A 20,523-nucleotide genomic window follows, 5' to 3' on the forward strand; every position below is an offset into this window, starting at 1 on the left:
CCCCTGACCTCAGGAGTCCGCGCCCGCCAGGCCGCCGCGGACCTCACGCGCCGCCGCGACCAGGTTCTCCAGCGCCGCACGGACCTCCGGCCAGCCGCGGGTCTTCAGTCCGCAGTCCGGATTGACCCACAGCCGCTCGGCGGGAATGGCCCCCAGCCCCTTGCGGAGCAGGGTGGTCACCTCCTCGACGTCCGGCACCCGCGGGGAGTGGATGTCGTAGACACCGGGCCCCACCTCGCGGGGGTAGCCGGCCGACGCCAGCTCGCCGGCGACCTGCATATGGGAGCGGGCGGCCTCCAGGCTGATCACATCGGCGTCCAGGTCGTCGATGGCCCGCAGGATGTCGCCGAACTCCGCGTAGCACATATGCGTATGGATCTGGGTGTCCGCACGGACCCCGCCCGTGGTGAGACGGAACGCCTCGGTCGCCCACGCCAGGTAGGCGGAGCGGTCGGCGGCACGCAGCGGCAGCGTCTCGCGCAGCGCCGGCTCGTCCACCTGGATCACCGAACCGCCCGCCGCCTCCAGGTCGTTGACCTCGTCCCGCAGGGCCAGCGCCACCTGGCGGGCGGTGTCGCCCCGTGGCTGGTCGTCGCGGACGAAGGACCAGGCGAGCATGGTGACCGGGCCGGTCAGCATGCCCTTGACCGGCCGCTCGGTGAGCGACTGGGCGTACGTCGTCCACCGCACCGACATCGGCTCCGGACGGGAGACGTCCCCGGCGAGGATCGGCGGGCGGACGTAGCGGGTGCCGTACGACTGGACCCAGCCGTGCTGGGTGGCCAGGTAGCCGGTGAGCCGCTCGGCGAAGTACTGGACCATGTCGTTGCGTTCGGGCTCGCCGTGCACCAGGACGTCCAGTCCGGCCCGCTCCTGGAACGCGAGCACCTCACGGATCTCGGCCGAGATCCGCTCCTCGTACGCCGCGTCGTCGATGCGCCCGGCGCGCAGATCGGCACGGGCGGTGCGCAGCTGGGCGGTCTGCGGGAACGAGCCGATCGTGGTGCACGGCAGCAGCGGCAGCCCCAGCCGGGCGCGCTGGACGACGGCCCGCTCGGCGTACGGCCGGTCGCGGCGGCTGTCGGCCTCGGTGACGGCCGCCGCACGGGCGCGTACCGCGGGGTCGTGGGTGAGGGCGGAGCCGGCGCGGGAGGCGAGATCGGCGCGGTTGCCGGCCAGTTCGGCCGCGATGGCGTCGGTGCCCCGGCCGAGCCCGCGCGCCAGCGTGACGACCTCCGCGGTCTTCTGCCGGGCGAAGGACAGCCACCGGGCGATCTGCGGATCGATCTCCCGCTCGGCCGCGACGTCCAGCGGGACGTGCAGCAGCGAGCACGAGGACCCGACATCGACCCGGCCGGCCAGGCCGAGCAGGGTGCCCAGTGTGGCCAGGGACCGCTCGAAGTCGTTCAGCCAGACATTACGGCCGTTGACGACGCCCGCGACCAGGCGCTTGCCGGGGAGCCCGCCGGCCGCGGCGAGATCGTCCAGATTGCCGGCCGCGGCACCGGTGAAGTCCAGCGCCAGCCCGTCGACGGGCGTCCTGGCGAGCACCGGCAGCGCCTCGCCCAGCCGGTCGAAGTACGAGGCGACCAGCAGCCGTGGCCGGTCGGTGCGGCCGCCCAGTTCACGGTAGGCGCGGTCGGCGGCGGCCAGTTCGGCCGGCGAGCGGTCCTGCACCAGCGCCGGCTCGTCCAGCTGCACCCACTCGGCCCCGGCCGCCCGCAGGTCGGCGAGCACCTCCGCGTACACCGGCAGCAGCCGGTCGAGCAGCGTCAGCGGTTCGAACCCCGGCGCGACGCCGGGTGCGGGCTTGGCCAGCAGCAGGTAGCTGACCGGCCCCACGAGGACGGGGCGGGCGGCGAGTCCGAGCCCGAGGGCCTCGGTCAGCTCACCGACCTGCTTGGCGGAGTCCGCGGTGAAGACCGTGTCCGGCCCCAACTCCGGTACGAGGTAATGGTAATTGGTGTCGAACCACTTGGTCATCTCCAGCGGCGCCACGTCCTGGGTGCCGCGGGCCATCGCGAAGTAGCCCTCCAGGGGATCCGCGGCCATCGCGGCACGGTGCCGGGCCGGGATCGCGCCGACCATCACGCTGGTGTCCAGGACGTGGTCGTAGTACGAGAAATCGCCGGTCGGCACCTCGTCGATACCGGCCTCGGCGAGCTGCCGCCAGGTGTCGCGGCGCAGTCCGGCGGCGGTGGCCCGGAGGGTGGCCGTGTCGACGCGGCCCTTCCAGTACCCCTCGATGGCCTTCTTCAGTTCACGGTTCGGCCCCTGCCGGGGGTAGCCGTGCACGGTGGCCCGTGCTGCCGCGGCTGCGGACTTGCTGGTCACGGAACTCTCCTTCGCGAGCGTGTGTCCTGTGACCCCGGGACCAAGGCGCTGCGCCGGGCCGGCGCCCCACATCGTCGGCTGTCCCGCCGCGGGGGTTCTTCGCCATGCACCAACGCTGTCCGGCATGTCCGCCGACCCGCCCTCGAAGGTCACCGAGATCACCCCGCACACCGTGTGCGGGGGCACTGGCAGGTCTTCGGACTCGCGGACCCGCCCGCCGGACTCGTCCGGCGGACACCTACTGGCCGTCGCTTCCCAGACCCTGCCGGGCCCAGTGCGTATGACGGCGGTCGTTCCCACTCACCGCTGCGGGGCAGTCCCGGATTCCCACCGGGTTCCCTCTTGCGACGACCTGCCTGGAGGGCAGGCCGAACCAATGCGCTTGTAGCGTACCTTCCCTCGTTTCGGCTGTCCTGCCTGCTTCTCGCTCGCCGGCATGGAGAAAAACCGGTGGGGGTGTACGTAAGGGACCACGCACATTTTTGGATGGTCCCTTACGCACACCCCCACCGGGGGCCCTTGCGCATACCCCACCGGGGGCAGCTCAGGCGGTATTACATGGTGCTCTTCTTGCAGCCGGCCGGATTGAGCAGGTGGGCGACGCCGATCGAGCTGCCGCAGTCATTGAAAGGAATGTCGAGCGGCAGCGCCGCGGAGTTGCCTGCCAGCAGGCCCCCCGTGCGCGTCGCCTTTCCCAGCGCACCGCTATCGGCGGCCGCGGTGCCGACTCCCGCCAGGAACGCAGCGGTTGCCAGGGCAGCGACAATGGTTCGAACGGTCACGACAGACCTCCTGGGCACGAACGTCAGAGACAGGCCCCAGGCTGCCCGTTCCCGTGGCGCGGCGGGCATCAGCCACACACGCGATTCCTCCGAAAAGAGCTGGCCGCCGACACCGCTGGACCACTGCCGGAGCGGAACGTCAGCGGAGCGCCGACCGCTTCTGCCACTCCTGCCAGGTCTCCTGCCAGACCTCCAGGCCGTTGCCGACCTCCGTCTTGTTGGCGTTGGAGGTGCCCTTCACCTCGACCGTGGAGCCGACGGTCAGGAAGTCGTAGACCTTCTTCGAGTCCGAGGTGGTCATGCCGAAGCAGCCGTGACTGTTGTTCTCCACGCCGAGGGACTTGTTCCAGGGAGCGGAGTGCAGGAAGGTTCCGGAGTAGGTGAGGTGGGTGACCCACTGCGAGTCCAGCTTCCACTGGTCGCCGTAGCCGATGGTGGCGGAGTCCATCGTCTCGGCGGCGTTCTTGCTGGTCACGGTGTGGACGCCACCGCGCGTGGGGTCCGTCGGCGAGCCCGCGGAGCCGGTGACGCTGCCGACGTTCTTGCCGTTCTCGTACATGGTCAGGGTGTGCGAGGGGACGTCGACGACGGCCCTGCGGTCGGCGCCGATCTTGAAGTCGAAGTTGTAGTCCCGGGCGAACCAGCCGCTGTCCGTGCCGGAGTTGATACCGCCCAGTGCGCCCTTCACCGAGACCTTGGTATTGGCCGGCCAGTAGTCCTTGGGGCGCCAGTCGAGCCGGTCCTTGCCGGAGTAGTCCTGTACCCAGCCCCAGGCGCCCTCGACCTTCGGCTCACTGGTGACCTTCAGCGCCTTCTCGACCTCGGCGCGCTGGTCCTTGGCTATCTTGTGGTCGAAGAGAATCGACACCGGCATACCGGTGCCGACGGTCTGGCCGCCGCCGGGGTTGTTGGTGAGCTTGTTCACCTTGTCGGCCTGCTCGGTGGTGAAGGTCGAGGTGGCGGAGGACTCCTTGCCCTGCGTCGACTTCGCGGTGGTCTTCACCGTGTAGGTGGTCTTCGGCAGGACCTTGCGGTCCGACTTCCATGACGTGCCGTCACCGGCGAGCCGGCCGGTGACCTGGGTGCCCTTGTCGTCCTTGACGTCGACCGCGGTGAGTTTGCCGCCGGATGCCTGGACGGATATCTGCGAGCCGAGCTTGACCGACTTGCCGCCCGCGGCCGGGTTGACGGTCACCTTGGTCGCCGGCTCCTCCGCCTTCGAGGATTCGGCGCCCGTTCCGCACGCGGTCAGCAGGCCGGCCGACGCTATCAGGGCGGGTATCAACCGGTGGGTGTGGCGACGGGGTGCGGCGTGCACGGGGGTCCCTCCAATGCAGAACGACTGGCAGTGGCGGGGCCAGGCCCAGTGAGGGCGTAACCGTCGCAGGTTGCCAATGTCCCCGCCGCATAATCAGAGGGTTTGTCCGCGCTGATGGTTGTGCGCTGCACGGGATATTAAGGACACAGTTCGGTATCGGATCCGGTGAATCCGGTGAGCGTCAGGAAGGGGGCGCCGGGGATTCGTCGCTCTCCTCGCCGGGCGGGGGCTCGCCGGGCGGGGGCTCCTCGGTGGTGTCGGTCGGCCGGACGGGCATGGTGGGGGTTTCGGTGGTCTCCGACGGCGGGGATGCGGGGGGCGCGCCGGGGCTGGTCGGCTCGGGTGAGGTGCCGGTGGGGCTCTCGCCGGGGGAGGTGGACCCGGTGGGCGGGGGCTGGGATGACGGGGGGCCGCTGGGGGTGTCGGTCGGCGGGGCCGTCGGCCGGTCGCTGGTGGGGCCATGGTCGCCTTTGGGGCGTTTGAACCATGTGCCGGTTTTGGGATTTCGTAGGGTGAATTCCCGGACCGGGGTGCTGGATCGTTTCACGACGACCGCGTTGTCGGGCCGGTACCCGGGCCACCTCTGGCCGCGGGTCTGCCAGCCTCCCTTGAGCTCCTGGGGGTCCGTCAGCGGGTTCCCGCACTTGCAGCGCACCTTCGGCTGCCCGAACGAGTCGATCATGACCGCGGTGCCGGCCTGGAGCACCGACTGGAAGGCGTAGGCCTTGCCGTCCTTGTAGCCGTGGTTGGTGACCCGGGTGTCGTAGGCCAGCTGTACGGACGTCAGTGACCGCAGGTAGCCGGGGACCTCACCCGGCTTCAGGCCCAGGACTCCGGCGAACGCCGCGTTCCTGGCCGGGGCGCTCCGGAGGTATCCGATCTGCTTATCGGTGTCGCAGCTCGCCTCGTTCTGGGTGCCGCCGTACAGGCCGGCCGCCGAGCCCCGGACGACGCTGGTCGCGTCGCCGGCCTTCCTCGGGGTGGCGGACGCGACCGGGGTGGTGCCGTTCGCGGAGGAGGCGGTGAGCGGGTGCTGGCCGGTCGCCGCGGCCGGTTCGGCGAAGAGTTCGCCGGGGCCCCGGCCCTCCGGCCGGGTGAGGACGAAGGTGAGGATCACGGCCACGGCCACCGCCCCCGCGATGATCGCGATCCGGGGTGCGGACCGCCACCAGGGCTCGCCGCCCTCGCCGCCGCCACCCCCGCCGCCGCCCCGGCCCCCGGGGCCGCCGGGCGGGCGGGGCGGCCCCGGGGGAGCGGGCCGCCGTCGCCCCGGCGGGGCGCCCGCCCGTGTCGGCTCGCCCGGGGGAGCGCCGGGTGGGGCGCCGGACGGGGGCCCCGCGAGCGGGCCCGCGGGCGGCCCGGTGGGCGGCCCGGTGGGGCGGCTGTCCGGCGGCGGCGTGGCTGTCACGGGTTCCCCCTTCCGGCGCTGACGGGCCATCTGGCGAGGAATGTGCCGGTATGCGGTGAGCCAATAGCACATTGTGTGCCCGCGATGGGCACTGTCCGCAAGCGGGGCGGCACACCCCGTGCTTACGGTGGTACGTGCCTGCGGGCATACCCGGCCCGCGCGACCGCGCTGCCGCGCCACCTGTGTGACGGTGCTGCCGCGCCGCCTGCGTGACGTGACGTGCTGTGCCGCGTCGCGCCGCCCGCGTACGCCGGACCGCGAGCCGTCCGGTCCCACCTCCCCCATCCCGTCCCCGACCCGCGATCCCGTTCCCGAGCCGCGAGGAGACCGTCAGATGCCAGGCCACCCGCCCGCCGAGCCGCCGGGCCCGGTACGTGCCCCCGGCCTCCCGCCCGCCGTCACGGCCTGGGCGGAGGCGCTCGGTACGGCCCTGGCGGGGATCGTCACCATGATCGTGGTCGCGGCGCTGGGGCTGTGGGCGGCCGGTGCGGCGGATCTGCCCGGCGGGGCGTTCCCCTCGGTGGTCGCGGCCGCCGTGGTGGTCGCCGCCGGCGGCTCGATCCGGCTGTCCGGCGAGGCCGGGATCTTCGGGGAGGCGGACGCCGCGCTGGATGCCGTACCGCTGTCGGTCACCGTGGCCGGTGCGCTGGTGCTCGCCGCCGTCTTCCTGCTGCCGCTGCGCCGGCACGCCGTGGTGCGTACCTCGGAGCTGCTCGGCCGGATCGGCCGTACGGCGGCCTGCTGGCTGGTGCTCCTGCTGATCGTCGCGCTCACCGCCCGGCACGACTTCCGGATCCTGGTGGGCAACGACCTCGTCGACGAGATCGGCGCGGAGCTGGGCAGCACCCCCACCGTCGGGTTCCGCGCCGATGTGGGCGCGACGCTCGGCTTCGGGCTGCTGTGGCTGCTGGCGCTGCTGGTGCTGGTGTTCCTCGTCTCCCGCCGGGCCCCGCTCTCCTCCCCGCTGCTGCGCTTCCAGAACTCGTTCCGGCCGCCCGCCTTCGCGATGGTGCTGACCCTGCTGGCCTATGTGGCGATCGGGCTGGTCGTCGGCGTCATCGAGCTGATCAGCCGGGACCGTCCGGCCGAGACCCTCGCGGTGCTGCTCCTCGGACTGCCGAACCTGGCCTGGATGGCGCTGGGCGTCGGCACCGGCGGCGGCTGGGTCGGACATGTCGACAAGGCCATCGGCCTCCCCCTGCCGAACGCCCTGGACCTGGTGCTGCGCAGGGACGGGCCGCAGACCCTCGACTTCGGCTCGGTCGCCGAGCGGGACGGCCGGGCCTGGCTGCTGGTGGTGGTGGCCGCCGTGGTGCTGCTGACCGCCGCCTTCACCGCGGCGGTCCGCTCTCCGGCCCGCCGGCCGGCCTGGCGGCACGCGGTCGAGATGGCCCTGGCGCTCGGCCTCACCCTGCTCGTCGTCGGACTGCTCACCTGTATCACCGCCCACTACGGGATCTCCCTGATCGGCGTCGGCGACCTCGGCGGGAACCTGGGCGGCGAGGTCATCGTGCGGCCGCAGCTCCTCCGCCTGACCGCGGCGGGCCTCGTCTGGGGCCTGGTCACCGGCTTCCTCGGCAGCCTGCCGGCACGCCGGGTACGCCATCCCGGCCAGGTGCCCTAGGGCTGATCCGAAGGACACGGCCTAGGCCCCGTCCGATGGGGCGTGGCCGGGGCCGGTCGACGGCTTTTCCGGGCGGCCGGGGAAGGCCGGGGTGGCCCAGTGCGGTGGCGGTGGGGGAGCCGCGCTGTGGCGGCGGCCGGTGCGGTCCGGGCTCGGGGTGACCTGGGTCGGCGGGTGGGCCGGGGCGGCGGTGGCCGGTGCAGCGGGCGCGGGGCCGCGGCCGGCCGCGCGCAGCGCCTCGACGAAGCCGCGGCAGGTCTCGTAGCGCTGGTCGGGTGTCTTCGCCAGGGACCGGGCGAAGACCTCGTCGACGGCCGGGGGCAGGTCGGGGCGCAGCTCGGTGAGGGGGGGCGGCGGATCGTACTGGTGCGCCCACAGCAGCGCCATATCGTCCTCGCGCCGGAACGGCGGTCCCCCGGTGAGCATCTCGAAGAGCACACAGGCCAGACTGTAGACATCGCACCGGCCGTCCACCGGACGGCCCGAGATCTGCTCGGGCGCCACATAGTCCAGCGTGCCGACGAACTGCCCGGCCCTGGTGAACCCGGTCGGTGACAGCGACTTCTTCGTCAGCCCGAAGTCGGTCAGGTAGACGTGCTCGGGGCGGTCGGGGTCGGTGCCCTCGGCGATCAGGATGTTGCCCGGTTTGACGTCCCGGTGCACCAGGTCGTGGGCGTGCGCGGCGTCCAGCGCGGAGGCCACCTGCGCGGCGATACGGCAGGCGGTCGCCAGCGGCAGCGGCCCGTCCCGGTCGAGCAGCGCCGCCAGATCGCGCCCCTGTACGTAGCGCATCGCGATGTACAGCAGACCCTCGGCCTCACCGGCCTCGAAGACCGGCACGATGTGCGGATGGTCGATGGCCGCGGCCACCCGCGACTCATGGGCGAAGCGCCGCCGGAAGGTGTCGTCCCGGGCGAGCTCGGGCGCCAGCAGCTTCACCGCCACGGTGCGGCCGAGCCGCAGGTCCTCCGCCCGGTAGACCACCGCCATCCCGCCCCGGCCGATCTCGTCGTCCAGCCGGTATCCGGCGATATGGCGGCCGCGCAGCCCGGAGGAGTCGGGCGCGGTGGAACGCTCCCGGTGGGGCGGTTCGCCGTGCGCGGGGTTCACCGGGCCTCACCCGGCGGTGCCGACGGATGCGGCGGGTACTGCGGCGGTGACTCCTCTCCGGAGCCCCGGGACGACGGCCGCGACCCCACCGCGTACGTCTGGAGCGACACCCCGTCGCAGTAGCACCACCGCTCGTGCCGCGCGTCGTAGAGCCAGACCGCGTCACCGTCCACGACCACGCCCAGCCGGATGCCGCGGGTCCGCTCGGCGAACGCCTCGCCGTCGAGCTGTCCGGCGGCCAGCTCCTCGACCTGCTGCCGGTACCTGGCCAGTTCGCCCTCCGCCTGGCCCAGCAGCGGCCGGGGGTCCGCGGTGCGGGCGGCGGGCTGTGCGGCGGCCGGCGGTTCGCGCGGTACGGACAGCAGCAGCCGGCCGTCCACCCAGGCCGACCAGCCGTTGGAGCACAGCGCCTGCGCCCAGTCGCCACGGCGGTCGATGACCTGGACGGGCAGCAGCGGATCGAGCGGTGAGCTGGGCAGGGTCGCGTCCGGCGCCGGCCAGGACGCCATGCCCCGCGGCGGGACGACGTGGCTGGGGAGGAAGTCTGGTGAGGTCACGGGCGGCTCCTCGGGCTACTTGCGCATGATTTCCGGCTCGTGCCGCCGCAGCAGCCGGGTCACCAGGAAACCCGAGATCAGCGAGAGCGCCACCAGCATGCCCATGTCGAGCAGCCAGATCCCCGGTGTGTGCTGGAACAGCGGGTCCGCGGTGAGGGCCTCCGGCATCATCCGGTGCAGGTCGATGGTGCCCGCCATGGCACCGAGCGCCCACCGGGACGGCACCAGCCACGCCAGCTGCTCCAGCCCCGGTACGCCGTGCAGGGAGAGCAGCGCGCCGCAGAACACGACCTGGATGATCGCGACGAGGACCAGCAGCGGCATGGTGGCCTCCTCCTTGCGCACCAGCGCGGAGACCACCAGGCCGAGCATCATGGCGGTGAACGCCAACAGGGCCATGGCGAGGGTGAGTTCGAGCAGCGGCGGCAGCAGCACGCCCCGGCCGCCGGGCGCGGTCAGCCGCACACCGCCCAGCGCCACCATCGTCAGCACCACGGCCTGTATGACCGTGATCAGCCCCAGCACCAGCACCTTGGACATCAGATACGCCGTACGGGACAGGCCGACGGCTCTCTCCCGCCGGTAGATCGTCCGCTCCTTGACCAGCTCGCGCACGGCGTTGGCGGCGCCGGTCAGCACCGCCCCGACACTCAGGATCAGCAGCGTGTTGACCGTCGAATCCGGTGTGAGGGCGGAACCGGCCAGGGCGCGCGCCATCGCGCCCATCACGAACGGCAGTGCGACCATGATGATCAGGAAGGTCCGGTCGGAGCCGAGCGCCGCCGCGTACCGCCGGACCAGGGTGCTCAGTTGCGCGCCCCAGCGCTGCGTGGCGGGCGCCCGCACCGGGGCCTTCGGCTGCTCCGGGGTGCGCGGCGGCTGGCGGGAGTCCATGGCGATATAGCGCTGGTGCAGCGGTGAGGCGCGGTACCGGCCCGCCCAGTCCCGGCTCCGGTCGTTCTCGAAGGCCTCGAACGCCTCCGGCCACTGCGCGTACCCGAAGTACGGCAGCGCGTGCTCCGGCGGCCCGTAGTACGCCACCGATCCGCCCGGCGCCATGACCAGCAGCCGGTCACAGACGTCCAGGCTCAGCACGCTGTGCGTGACGACGATGACCGTACGGCCGTCGTCCGCCAGACCGCGCAGCATCTGCATCACCGACCGGTCCATACCGGGGTCCAGGCCGGAGGTGGGCTCGTCGAGGAAGAGCAGAGAGGGCTTCGTCAGCAGCTCCAGGGCGACGCTCACCCGCTTGCGCTGGCCGCCGGAGAGACTGTGGATCGGCTGGTTCACCCGCTGGTCCAGGCCCAGTTGACGGATCACCTCGTCGACCCGTGCCTGCCGCTCGGCCTTCGCGGTGTCCTCGGGGAAGCGCAGCTGCGCCGCGTAGCCGAGGGCCCGGCGCACGGTCAGCTGCTGGTGCAGGATGTCGTCCTGCGGCACCAGGCCGATGCGCCGGCGCAGCTCCGCGTAGTCGCGGTAGAGGTCACGGCCGTCGTAGAGGACCGTGCCCTCGTCCGCGGGGCGCAGCCCGGTCAGCGCGTTGAGCAGCGTCGACTTGCCCGCGCCGCTCGGCCCGACCACCGCCAGCAGCGACCGCTCGCTCACCGGGAACGACACCCGGTCCAGCAGTGTCCGGCGGCCGCCGTCGACCCGTACGGCCAGGCCCTGTACGTCCAGCGACACCTCACCGGTGTCGAGGAATTCCTGTAGTTCGTCGCCGACCAGGGCGAACGCGGAGTGGCCGATGCCGACGATGTCACCGGCGGACATCGGGGCGCGGTCGACCGGCCGGCCGTTGAGGTAGGTGCCGTTGTGGCTGCCCATGTCGACGATCTCCAAACCGTCGGGACCGGCGCGCAGCTCCGCGTGCCTGCGGGAGACCGTGAGGTCGTCGACGACCAGGTCATTGTCGGGTGCGCGGCCGATCCTGGTGGTCCGGGCGGCCGGTACCGGCCGTACGGCGCTCGGTTGACGGAAGGTGTGGGTGGCGGCGGGGTGCGAGACGGCGGAGGGCCGCTCGGCCCCGGACGGCCGGGGTACGGAGGAGAGCACCGCGCACGGCCCGTCGGCCGGGTTGCCGAACCGGATCACGCTGCCCGGCCCGACCCCGGTCTCCGTGATCCGCCGGCCGTCGGCGAAGGTGCCGTTCGTGCTGCCCTCGTCCGCCACCAGCCAGTGGCCGCCCTCCGTGCGCAGCACCGCGTGATGCCAGGAGACCCTGGCATCACGGAGGACGACCTCGCTGGTGGGGTCCCGCCCCACGTGATAGACGCGGCCGGGGTTCATCACCTGAGTGCCACCGTCGGACTCGACGACGAGTTCCGGCGCGGTGGGCGTCTCCGGCCGCTCAGCCATATTCAGAATGTTACGGCGCGGGGCCGGGCCCCGCCTGTTGTCGCGGTCCCGCCACAGCGCACAAAGCCCCTGCTCAAAACGGTATTTCGGGCCCTGCCAGGGCCGGTCCGATGGGCCCACGCGGACCCATCGGACAGGCCCTGGGCCCGGTCGTCAGAACCGGCCGCCCAGGGTGGTGCGGGAAGGTTCGGATGGTTCCCCGTAATGAGAGCGTTACGCCGATGAAGGTGTGGTGTCACAGAGGTCGTCGAGGGTGGTGTTGCCGGCCATCCCGTCGGACGGGAGAGCCGGCACCCGGCATTCGGTCCACCCCCACGATCCGATCAGGATGGGACCTCTTCCTATGCGAACTGTGCGGGAACGCCGTTGTGCGTTCCACGACTTGGCGCCCGTGTTACCGCCCCCGCGCCCGTGCGCCGTCGTCCGTCCTGCGGAGAGACGGACATCGAGAGCGACCGTGACGGTCTGTTGCCTGTCATGTAACTGACAGCCGACCGCTCGCCCGACGGTCCGGAAGCGCCCCCTGTGCGGCGTCCGGATCCGCTTTCGCATGTCTCCCCGTACGAAAGGACCTTCCCAGGTGGTCACTTCGCACCACGACCCTGCCCAGGGCTCCCCCACGGCCCTGCTCGACACCACGGACCACCCCCTCCCCGACAGCCCGCCCGGCCGCCTCCGCACCGGCGGCGGCCATGTGCTCGTCGCCGGTGCGCCGGGGCCGCGCCTGGAGCGGCTCGTCCGGACCCTGCGCGCCACCGGCCACGAGGTGAGCCACGCCCCGCCCGGCGAGATCGGCCGGCGCATGGGGCAGACCCGCCCCGACGCCATCGTCGCCCTCGACGCCCACCCCGCGCCCGGCGCACCCCACGACGGCGGCCTCGGCCTCGTCCAGGAGGTGCGCACCGCCCCCGCCGGTCGGGCGCTGCCGCTGCTCGTGGTCACCCCGGCGCCGGAGCCCGCCGGTGTGGTGGACCTGCTGCGCCACGGGGCCGACGACTGCGTACCCGAGGCCGCCGACCCGGCCGAGCTGTCCGCCCGTATCGAGGCCAAGCTCCGCCGGATCCCCGTACCGGTCGAGAGCCTGCCGCGCGATCCGCGTACCGGGCTCTACTCCCGGTCGCACTTCCTGGACGAGCTCGGCCGCGAGCTGCGGCGCCCCGAAGCCGCCCGGCACGGCGGGGCCGTCGCCGTGGTCGGGGTGGCCGAGATGGCCGCCCTGGAGGCCCGGCTCGGGCAGCGGATCCGCCGGGAGGTCGCCGAGCGGCTGGCCGGGGTGGCCGAAGTGCTCGGCAACGTCTGCGACCGGCTCGGCTGGGACGACGACGGCCGCCTGCTGATGCTGCTGCCCGGCGTCGACGAGGAGACCGCCCGCCGCGGCCTGGAGAAGTTCGCCGCGGCCGTGGCCGGCACCCGGTTCGTCGTCGCGGACGAGAACGTCCGCCTCACCCCGGCGATCGGCTGGCTGCCGCTGACCGGCTGCACCGACGCCGCCCAGGCCGCCGACCAGGCCCGGGACGCCGTCCAGGAGGCGCTCCGGCACCGGGACCTGCGGCCGGTCAGGTACGCGCCCTGGATGCGCGGCGCACCGCACCGCCACCGGCGCCCGCCGCTCGGCACGCTGATCCGCCCCGTCCTCTCGGCGCTCTCGCCGGTGCTGGCCCTGCTGCTCGGGGTCGGCGTCCCGTTCGTGCTGTACCAGCAGGCGTACGCGCTGGGCTGGGACCTGGGGGCGGCGATGTACTGGGTGGTGGTCGCCGGGCTGGTGCTGTCCGCCGTACTGATCGTGCTGGAGTGCCTGTTCTCCCTCGATGCGGCAGCCCGGCCCGAGCGGCCCGGCGCGCCCTACCCGCCGGCCAGTGCCGTGATCGCCGCGTACCTGCCCAATGAGGCCGCGACCATCGTCGACACCGTCGAGTCCTTCCTCCGCCTCGACTACCCGGGCGAGCTGGAGATCGTGCTGGCGTACAACACGCCGCACCCGCTGCCGGTCGAGGAGACCCTCCGCGAGATCGCCGCCCGCGACCCGCGGCTGGTCCTGATGCCGGTCACCGGCTCCACGTCCAAGGCGCAGAACATCAACGCCGCGGTCACCCGCGTCCGCGGCGAGTTCGTCGGCATCTTCGACGCCGACCACCACCCCGCCCCCACCGCCTTCCAGCACGCCTGGCACTGGCTGTCCAACGGCTACGACGTGGTCCAGGGCCACTGCGTGATACGCAACGGCGAGAGCTCCCGGGTGGCCGAGCTGGTGGCGGTGGAGTTCGAGGCGATCTACGCGGTCAGCCACCCCGGCCGGACCCGGCTCTACGGCTTCGGCGTCTTCGGCGGTTCGAACGGCTTCTGGCGCACGGACCTGCTCGCCCGCACCCGGATGCACGGCTCGATGCTCACCGAGGACATCGACTCCACCCTGCGCGCCCTGGCCGAGGGCGCCCGGTTCGCCGTCGACCGCACCCTCATCTCGCGCGAGCTGGCGCCCACCACGCTGAAGGCGCTGTGGAACCAGCGCTCCCGCTGGGCACAGGGCTGGCTGCAGGTCTCGCTCAAGCACCTGTGGCCGGGACTGCGGTCGCCGGTCTTCACGGCCCGTCAGAAGCTGGGCCTGTTCGTCCTGCTGGGCTGGCGCGAGGTGCAGCCGTGGCTGACCCTGCAGATCCTGCCCACCCTGCTGTACTCGGTCTGGAAGGCGGGCGGTCCGCAGCACCTCGACTGGGCGGTGCCGGTGTGCGTCCTGGCCCTGCTCGTCACCCTCGCGGCCGGGCCCGTACAGGCGCTCTTCGCCTGGCGGCTGGCGGTCCCCGAACTCCGCGCGCGGCGCCGGTGGTTCTGGTCGTACTTCGTCGTGTCGACCGTCTTCTACAGCCACTTCAAGAACATGGTGGCCCGGCAGGCCCATCTGAAGGAGGCGTTGGGCGACCGGCAGTGGCGGGTCACCCCCCGGGCCGCCACGAAGGCGGTGGCCCGCCGATGAGCACGGAAACGGCACCGGCCCCCGGCCGGGCCACCGCCATCGACGGCCTGCGGGCCCTGGCCGCGCTGAGCACCGTCGCCTTCCACGTCTGGCAGCAGTACACCCGCCACGACGCACGGGGCAGCCACCCGCCGGTCGACGATCCGCTGCTCGGCGCGGTCCTCTCCCTGGAGGTCATCGACCTGTTCTTCGTGCTGTCCGCGTATCTGCTGACGCTGCCGTACGCGCGGGCCGCCCTCGACGGCCGCCCGGTCCGGCCCGCCCGGCTGTTCCTCTTCCGGCGGGCGATCCGGATCCTGCCGCTGTACGTCGTGGCCGTCCTGGTCGTCTGGGCGAGCCGCAATCCGACCCTGCCGGGCAACTGGCGGGACCTGGTCGAGCACCTCACCTTCACCCATGTCTTCGACCAGCAGCGGATCTTCTACACCATCGGTCCGACCTGGTCGCTCTCGCTGGAGGTGCTGTTCTACCTCGTGCTGGTGGGGCTGGGGCCGCCGGCGGTCCGGGCCTGCCGCCCGCTGCAGCGGCGGGGCAGCCGGGTGGCGGCGTGCGCGGCGGGCTGTGCGCTGCTGTTCGCGGCACCGCTCGCCTGGATCGCGGTCGCCCGCTACGGGCTCGGCGTACCGCACACCGACTGGGTGGCCTACTTCGGCCCACAGGCCCGCTTCGGGGGCTTCGCGGCCGGGATGGGACTGGCCGTGGCGACGGCCGCGCTCGGGGACCGGGGGCGCCTCGGCCCGCGCGGCGCGCTGCCGTTGGCCGCCCTCGCGCTGGCCGGGCTGCTGGCGCTCGCCCTGCACTCCGGGCCGGAGAGCTTCACCGCCACCTTCTACCACCCGATCGCCTCCGCCCTCTGGACGGTGCTGGTCTTCAGCACCGTCCACATACGACGGACGAACGCCCTGCAGCGGGTGCTGACGGCCCGTCGGCTGACCGCCGTCGGCCTGGTCAGCTACAGCCTCTTCATCTGGCACGAGCCGGTGATGCGTCAGCTGTACCAGGCCGGGCTGCTCCCCGCCGGCCCGTCGGGATTCCCGTACGCGCTGCTGATCGTGTACCTGGTGGCGCTGCCCGTGGCGGCGGTGAGCTACTGGCTCCTCGAATACCCGGCCGGTCTGCTCGGCCGGCTCAGGGACAGCCGCGGCCGGCCGCGCGAGTTCTATCCGGAGCCCGCCGCCCGCTGACCGTCCGCCGCCCCCTGACCGTCGGCGGCGGCCCGACCGCCTTCGCCGGGGACCCGTGCCGTGCGCACCGGATCCCCGGCGAAGATCTTGTCCAGGTGGTAGTCCAGGGTGCGCCGTACGTCGTCCAGCCCGCGGCGCCCGTGCAGTACATCGCCGCCCAGTCCCACCGCCGCCGCGACCAGGAGATCGGCCTCGTGCCGGGCATCGAGGCCCGGCGCGGTCCGCCCGGCCGCCTGCGCCGCTCCGATCAGCGCCGCCACCATCCGCTCCAGGGGCTGCTCGGCGGGGAGGAAGACCTCGGCGAGCGCGGGGTCGGTCAGGCTCCGGGCGTAGTAGGCCGCGAACACCCGGAGCGCGGTGGTGCGTTGGGCGTCCAGCGGGAGGAACTCGTCCAGCACGGCGCGCAGCAGGGCGCGCGGATCCGCGGGGTCGTAGGTGATACGGGAGCGGGCGATCCGCTCGTTCTCCTCGTGGAGCAGGTGCAGCGCGCCGATCAGCAGCTGATGCTTGTTCTCGAAGTGGTACTGCACCGCTCGCAGCGACACCCCGGCCTCCGCCGCCACCTCCCGCAGGCTGGCCGCGTGCAGCCCCCGTTCGGCGGCGATCCGCCACAGCGCCTCGGCGATCTGCCGGCGCCGGCGGGCCTGGGCACCGCTCACCGCCGCCGGCCGCCCGGCCGCCGGGGGAGGTGCCTGCTTGCGCCGCCGGTAGGCCCTGGCCTGGCAGCCGCGCGAGCAGTAGAGCGCCGGCCGGCCGCGCCCCGCGGGGGTGAGGGCGGCCCGGCACATCCGGCACACGGGACCGCTCACACGCTCCTTTTCGTCACGCACATTTCCCCTTTCCGGCACCTGAAATTGTGTGACGTAAATAGAATTTCCGGCAGTACTCCGCCGATTTTGGCGACTCCCCAATGATACGTTCGTAACGTCCCGGTGAGAGACCATGAAGCAAGAAGGGGGACCAGTGAAGTACGACGTCCTGCAGATCATCGGCGCGGTCGTGATGGTGTTCTTCGCCCAGGGGGCGGTCCGGCTGCTCTTCGACCACGACGACACCGGGGTCCTCGGCTGGCTCGGCGGCGGCTTCGGGGTCGCCCTGGGCGCCCATGCACTGCTCGTGGCCGTCGGCGTGCTGCTGACCGGCTGGTCACACACCCGCGCCAAGGCGCTGGGCCGGCGGAACTGACGCTCCGGCGCCGTCACGACGCCCGGGCCGCCCCGGGCCGCGAGCCCGTCGTATGGTCATGCGAAACCCGGCGTGGTGCGTATCGGACGGACAGTGGCGCAGGGTACATATGGGGTATGGCCCGAATTCCCGGCCGCTTCCCGTGGCCACTTTCGGGGCGCTGGTTCACCGGTCGGCGCCCGGGCCGCAGCAACCGGCGTGAGCGGGGTGACGGCTCGCCGCAGCCCTCAGCGCGGCGCCTGCGCGCAATGGCGGGCGGCCGCAGCGTCGCCGGCCAGATGTTCGTCCTGCAGATCCTGATCGTGGTGCTGCTGGTCGTGGCCGCGGTGACCACCCTGCTCCTCCAGTCCCGCAGCGACCGGTTCGAGGGCGCGCGGGCCCGCTCGCTCGCCGCGGCCGAGACCTTCGCCCACAGCCCCGGCCTGGTGGACGTCCTGCGCGGGCCGGATCCCAGCGCGGTGCTCCAGCCGCTGACCGAGGCCGCGCGCGAGGCGGCCGGCGTCGACTTCATCGTCGTCATGAACCGGGACGGCATCCGCTACACCCACCCCCGGCCCGAAGAGATCGGGCGGCACTTCATCGGCACCATCGAGCCCTCGCTCGACGGGCGCGTCACCATCGAGAGCGTCCGCGGCCCGCTGGGGAACGAGGTCCAGGCGGTCGTCCCGGTCCGGGACGCCAAGGGCTCGGTGGTGGCCCTGGTGTCGTCCGGCGTGAAGGTCTCCCAGGTCAGCAGCGCGGTCGACCGCCAGCTCCCGGTCGTCCTCGCCACCGGCGCCGCCGCGCTCGCCCTGGCCACGGCGGGTACGGCACTGGCGGTCAGACGGCTGCGCCGGCAGACCCACGGGCTCGGCCCGGCCGAGATGACCCGCATGTACGAGCACCATGACGCGGTGCTGCACGCCGTGCGCGAGGGGGTGCTCATCGCCGACGCGGACGGGCGGGTCGTGCTGGCGAACGACGAGGCGCGGCGGCTCCTCGGCCTGGCGACGGACGCGGAGGGCCGCCGCGTCACCGACCTCGGGCTCTCCCCCCGGATGGCCGATCTGCTGATCTCCGGCCGGGTGGCCACCGACGAGGTGATGCCGGTCGGGGACCGCCTGCTGGCCGTGAACAACCGGCCCACGGACCGCCGGGGCGGCCCGCCCGGCAGCGTGGCCACCCTGCGGGACTCCACCGAACTGCTCGCCCTCGCGGGCAAGGCCGAGGCCGCCCAGAGCCGGCTGCGGCTGCTGTACGAGGCGAGCATGGGGATCGGCACCACCCTCGACGTGCAGCGCACCGCCGAGGAACTGACCCAGGTCGCCGCCGTCTGGTTCGCCGACTACGTCACCGTCGACCTCTCCGAACCCGTCCTGAGCGGCGGGGAGCCGCCGGCGGGCTCCTACCGCGAGGCACCGGAGCTGCGCCGGGTGGCCCTCTCCGGCATCCGCGACGATCACCCCCTGTACCGGGTGGACGAGGTCCACACCTACCCCCCGCCCACCCCGATGGCCAGGGGCTTCGTCACCGGACGGTCCGTGCTGGTCAGCGACCTGACGGCGGACGACGACTGGCGGGCCCAGGACCCCGAGCGCTTCCACCTGGTGGAGACGCACGGCTGCCGGTCCCTCATCACCGTCCCCCTCCAGGCGCGCGGCGTCCTCCTGGGCGTGGCCAACTTCTGGCGCACCCGGGAGAGACCCCCCTTCGAGGAGGGGGACGTGTCCCTGGCCGAGGAGATGGGCGCCCGGGCCGCCGTCTGCATCGACAACGCGCGCCGCTACACCCGCGAGCACGCCATGGCCGTCACCCTCCAGCACAGCCTGCTCCCGCGCGGCCTGCCCGAACAGAGCGCGCTCGACGTCGCCCACCGCTACCTGCCCGCCCAGACCGGGGTGGGCGGTGACTGGTTCGACGTCATCCCGCTGCCCGGCGCCCGCGTCGCCCTGGTCATCGGCGACGTGGTCGGCCACGGGCTGCACGCCGCCGCCACCATGGGCCGGCTGCGCACCGCCGTGCAGAACTTCTCCACCCTCGACCTGCCGCCCGACGAACTCCTCAGCTTCCTCGACGAGTTGGTCAACCGCATCGACCAGGAGGCGGCGGCGGTGAACGAGGAGGCCGCCGTCCTCGCCGGCGCCACCTGCCTGTACGCGATCTACGACCCCGCCACCGGGGTGTGCAGCCTCTCCCGCGCCGGCCACCTCCTCCCGGCACTGGTCCGCCCCGACGGCACCGTGGAGTTCCCCGAACTCCCCGCCGGACCGCCGCTCGGGCTCGGCGGCCTGCCCTTCGAAGCCCTGGAGGTGCCCCTGCCCGAGGGCAGCAGCATCGTCCTGTACACCGACGGCCTCGTCGAGGACCGCGACCGGGACATCGACACGGGGATGCGCACGCTCGCCTCCACACTGGCCCACCCCGGGCGCACCCCGCAGGAGACCTGCGAGGCTGTCCTCGGCGCCCTGCTCCCGGACCGCCAGCGCGATGACATCGCCCTGCTCGTCGCCCGCACCCGCCTGCTCCCGTCCGACCGCATCGCGGAGTGGGAGGTCCCCTCCGACCCGGCGGCCGTGGCCGACGCGCGGGCGGACCTCTCCCGGCAACTGACGCGCTGGGGCCTGGACGACATGGCCTTCACCACCGAGCTCGTCCTCAGCGAGCTGATCACCAACGCCATCCGCTATGCCACCGGCCCGATCCAGGTACGCCTCCTGTACGTCCGCACCCTGATCTGCGAGGTCTCCGACACCAGCAGCACCTCCCCACACCTGCGCTACGCCGCCGACGAGGACGAAGGCGGCCGCGGCCTCTTCCTCGTCTCCCAGCTCACCCAGCGCTGGGGCACCCGCTACACCCCCGACGGCAAAATCATCTGGGCCGAACAGACCCTGGGCCGGACGCTGTAGAGCCGTGGGTCAGCAGGGCGGGCGGGGCGGCCGGAAGACGTGCCGCGGCGGCCCCGCCCTGGTCCTACGCTGTCGGCGGGGATCCGGCCGCCGCCGGGGCGGTGAGGGTGGCGTCGAAGTACTGGAACGCCGACAGCTCGTAGACGCTGTGCCGGGTGGCGCCCGCGCGCTTGAGGCACCACGTCTGTGCGTCGGAGGCATCGGCGGTATCTACCGATTGCTCAGCGCAGGTCAGGCACTTACCGAGGTGTCGCACAACCATGCCCGGCACGGCCGACAGCGTCCATTCCAGGAACCGGTACCGCGCCCTCATGGCGTGCCCTCCGGACGGTCCGGGACGTCGCCGCCCGCAGCCCGCATGGCGTCGAGGCACTCGTTGAGGCCACGCAGCATCTCCGCCAGTTCCTCTTCGGCCAGCTCATCCAGCCACGCGTTACGGGCCTCGATCTCCGCCCGCCTCCGGTCAAGATGCCGGTACAACTCCCGGTGTCTCACGTGCCGGTTCCACGCTTGCTCGACCTGGTCCCGCAGCCGGGACCACGCGCCCGCGCTCATGACCGTGCCGCCTTCAAGGTGCGCGGGTGGGGGTGGCGGCGCAGCTCGATGTTGCAGTCGATCACCCTGGATTTGTCCCCGGCGGTGTACGCCTCGGCGCGCTGCCGGGCCAGAGCCCCGCAGACGTCGCACCCCGCAACCGGCAGGGGCTCCGGCAATGGCAGGGGGTCCTTCAGATGGGCGGGGCGGCAGTTGCGCGGCATCAGGCTCCCACCTCCACCGACCGGTGGCGCCCACGGGCGGGCAGCA

16 protein-coding genes and 1 riboswitch are annotated in these 20,523 nt (G+C 72.9%); of the genes, 5 read left to right on the plus strand and 11 right to left on the minus strand.

What is annotated here, in order from left to right; all coding sequences use genetic code 11:
• Window positions 1-9: 9 nt before the first annotated feature.
• The 4 genes from metE to AZE13_RS11595 all read right to left on the minus strand — a co-directional run bounded on the left by metE (window position 10) and on the right by AZE13_RS11595 (window position 5,842).
• Complete coding sequence (gene metE, locus AZE13_RS11580) at window positions 10-2,334, minus strand: 5-methyltetrahydropteroyltriglutamate--homocysteine S-methyltransferase (RefSeq protein ID WP_066929833.1); 2,325 nt, start codon at window positions 2,332-2,334, stop codon at window positions 10-12.
• A gap of 169 nt (window positions 2,335-2,503) precedes the next feature.
• Window positions 2,504-2,727: riboswitch (cobalamin riboswitch) on the minus strand.
• Between the two features lie 161 nt (window positions 2,728-2,888).
• On the minus strand, window positions 2,889-3,116 hold the full coding sequence (locus AZE13_RS11585; RefSeq protein WP_066929835.1) for a chaplin: 228 nt from the start codon (window positions 3,114-3,116) through the stop codon (window positions 2,889-2,891).
• Between the two features lie 139 nt (window positions 3,117-3,255).
• Window positions 3,256-4,434: an Ig-like domain-containing protein gene (locus AZE13_RS11590; protein WP_258527746.1), complete on the minus strand. Its 1,179-nt coding sequence runs from the start codon at window positions 4,432-4,434 to the stop codon at window positions 3,256-3,258.
• A gap of 181 nt (window positions 4,435-4,615) precedes the next feature.
• Complete coding sequence (locus AZE13_RS11595; protein ID WP_147264643.1) at window positions 4,616-5,842, minus strand: DUF6777 domain-containing protein; 1,227 nt, start codon at window positions 5,840-5,842, stop codon at window positions 4,616-4,618.
• A gap of 334 nt (window positions 5,843-6,176) precedes the next feature.
• Here AZE13_RS11595 and AZE13_RS36845 point away from each other — a divergent pair, with 334 nt between their 5' ends.
• Entirely contained in the window at window positions 6,177-7,466 is a 1,290-nt protein-coding gene (locus tag AZE13_RS36845) for a streptophobe family protein (protein WP_066929839.1), read from the plus strand.
• Window positions 7,467-7,487: 21 nt separating this feature from the next.
• On the opposite strand, the gene AZE13_RS11605 is transcribed toward AZE13_RS36845, so the two are convergent.
• From AZE13_RS11605 to AZE13_RS11615, 3 genes are read right to left on the minus strand one after another with little or no spacing between them, the layout of a single operon-like run.
• The gene (locus AZE13_RS11605; protein ID WP_066929841.1) at window positions 7,488-8,576 is read right to left on the minus strand and encodes a serine/threonine-protein kinase; all 1,089 of its coding nucleotides are present in this window, start codon (window positions 8,574-8,576) and stop codon (window positions 7,488-7,490) included.
• Window positions 8,573-9,133 carry a hypothetical protein gene (locus AZE13_RS11610; protein ID WP_066929842.1) on the minus strand — a complete coding sequence of 187 codons (561 nt, stop codon included), beginning with the start codon at window positions 9,131-9,133 and terminating at the stop codon, window positions 8,573-8,575. The genes AZE13_RS11605 and AZE13_RS11610 overlap by 4 nt, the downstream gene beginning before the upstream one ends.
• A gap of 15 nt (window positions 9,134-9,148) precedes the next feature.
• Window positions 9,149-11,491, minus strand: a complete 2,343-nt coding sequence (locus AZE13_RS11615) for an FHA domain-containing protein (RefSeq protein WP_066929844.1) — start codon at window positions 11,489-11,491, stop codon at window positions 9,149-9,151.
• Window positions 11,492-12,071: 580 nt separating this feature from the next.
• Between AZE13_RS11615 and AZE13_RS11620 the strand changes: the two genes are divergently transcribed.
• Together AZE13_RS11620 and AZE13_RS11625 are read left to right on the plus strand one after the other, a co-directional pair.
• On the plus strand, window positions 12,072-14,462 hold the full coding sequence (locus AZE13_RS11620) for a glycosyltransferase (protein ID WP_066929846.1): 2,391 nt from the start codon (window positions 12,072-12,074) through the stop codon (window positions 14,460-14,462).
• Window positions 14,459-15,646: an acyltransferase family protein gene (locus AZE13_RS11625; RefSeq protein WP_181690323.1), complete on the plus strand. Its 1,188-nt coding sequence runs from the start codon at window positions 14,459-14,461 to the stop codon at window positions 15,644-15,646. Before AZE13_RS11620 ends, AZE13_RS11625 begins: the two co-directional genes overlap by 4 nt.
• Here AZE13_RS11625 and AZE13_RS11630 read toward each other — a convergent pair.
• The gene (locus tag AZE13_RS11630) at window positions 15,622-16,455 is read right to left on the minus strand and encodes a TetR/AcrR family transcriptional regulator (protein ID WP_258527747.1); all 834 of its coding nucleotides are present in this window, start codon (window positions 16,453-16,455) and stop codon (window positions 15,622-15,624) included. The two genes, AZE13_RS11625 and AZE13_RS11630, sit on opposite strands and share 25 nt — an antisense overlap.
• A gap of 154 nt (window positions 16,456-16,609) precedes the next feature.
• Here AZE13_RS11630 and AZE13_RS11635 point away from each other — a divergent pair, with 154 nt between their 5' ends.
• Complete coding sequence (locus AZE13_RS11635) at window positions 16,610-16,831, plus strand: hypothetical protein (protein WP_066929850.1); 222 nt, start codon at window positions 16,610-16,612, stop codon at window positions 16,829-16,831.
• Window positions 16,832-17,079: 248 nt separating this feature from the next.
• Complete coding sequence (locus tag AZE13_RS11640; protein ID WP_066929852.1) at window positions 17,080-19,719, plus strand: SpoIIE family protein phosphatase; 2,640 nt, start codon at window positions 17,080-17,082, stop codon at window positions 19,717-19,719.
• 64 nt (window positions 19,720-19,783) lie between these two features.
• On the opposite strand, the gene AZE13_RS11645 is transcribed toward AZE13_RS11640, so the two are convergent.
• The 3 genes from AZE13_RS11645 to AZE13_RS11655 are packed head-to-tail and all read right to left on the minus strand — an operon-like array spanning window position 19,784 to window position 20,477.
• Entirely contained in the window at window positions 19,784-20,032 is a 249-nt protein-coding gene (locus AZE13_RS11645; protein WP_066929854.1) for a hypothetical protein, read from the minus strand.
• Window positions 20,029-20,274 carry a hypothetical protein gene (locus AZE13_RS11650; RefSeq protein ID WP_066929856.1) on the minus strand — a complete coding sequence of 82 codons (246 nt, stop codon included), beginning with the start codon at window positions 20,272-20,274 and terminating at the stop codon, window positions 20,029-20,031. The genes AZE13_RS11645 and AZE13_RS11650 overlap by 4 nt, the downstream gene beginning before the upstream one ends.
• Window positions 20,271-20,477, minus strand: coding sequence for a hypothetical protein (locus tag AZE13_RS11655; protein WP_066929858.1), 207 nt, complete (start codon window positions 20,475-20,477; stop codon window positions 20,271-20,273). The genes AZE13_RS11650 and AZE13_RS11655 overlap by 4 nt, the downstream gene beginning before the upstream one ends.
• Window positions 20,478-20,523 lie beyond the last annotated feature (46 nt).

The organism is Streptomyces sp. NBRC 110611, assembly GCF_001590865.1.
Classification (GTDB): Bacteria; Actinomycetota; Actinomycetes; order Streptomycetales; family Streptomycetaceae; genus Streptomyces.

What these genes read in the sequence shown, in the direction of transcription:
- AZE13_RS11640 (WP_066929852.1), top strand. Translation starts at nt 17,080, where the DNA reads ATGGCGGGCGGCCGCAGCGTCGCCGGCCAGATGTTCGTCCTGCAGATC.
- AZE13_RS11650 (WP_066929856.1), bottom strand. Translation starts at nt 20,274, where the DNA reads ATGAGCGCGGGCGCGTGGTCCCGGCTGCGGGACCAGGTCGAGCAAGCG.
- AZE13_RS11645 (WP_066929854.1), bottom strand. Translation starts at nt 20,032, where the DNA reads ATGAGGGCGCGGTACCGGTTCCTGGAATGGACGCTGTCGGCCGTGCCG.
- AZE13_RS36845 (WP_066929839.1), top strand. Translation starts at nt 6,177, where the DNA reads ATGCCAGGCCACCCGCCCGCCGAGCCGCCGGGCCCGGTACGTGCCCCC.
- AZE13_RS11655 (WP_066929858.1), bottom strand. Translation starts at nt 20,477, where the DNA reads ATGCCGCGCAACTGCCGCCCCGCCCATCTGAAGGACCCCCTGCCATTG.
- AZE13_RS11615 (WP_066929844.1), bottom strand. Translation starts at nt 11,491, where the DNA reads ATGGCTGAGCGGCCGGAGACGCCCACCGCGCCGGAACTCGTCGTCGAG.
- AZE13_RS11625 (WP_181690323.1), top strand. Translation starts at nt 14,459, where the DNA reads ATGAGCACGGAAACGGCACCGGCCCCCGGCCGGGCCACCGCCATCGAC.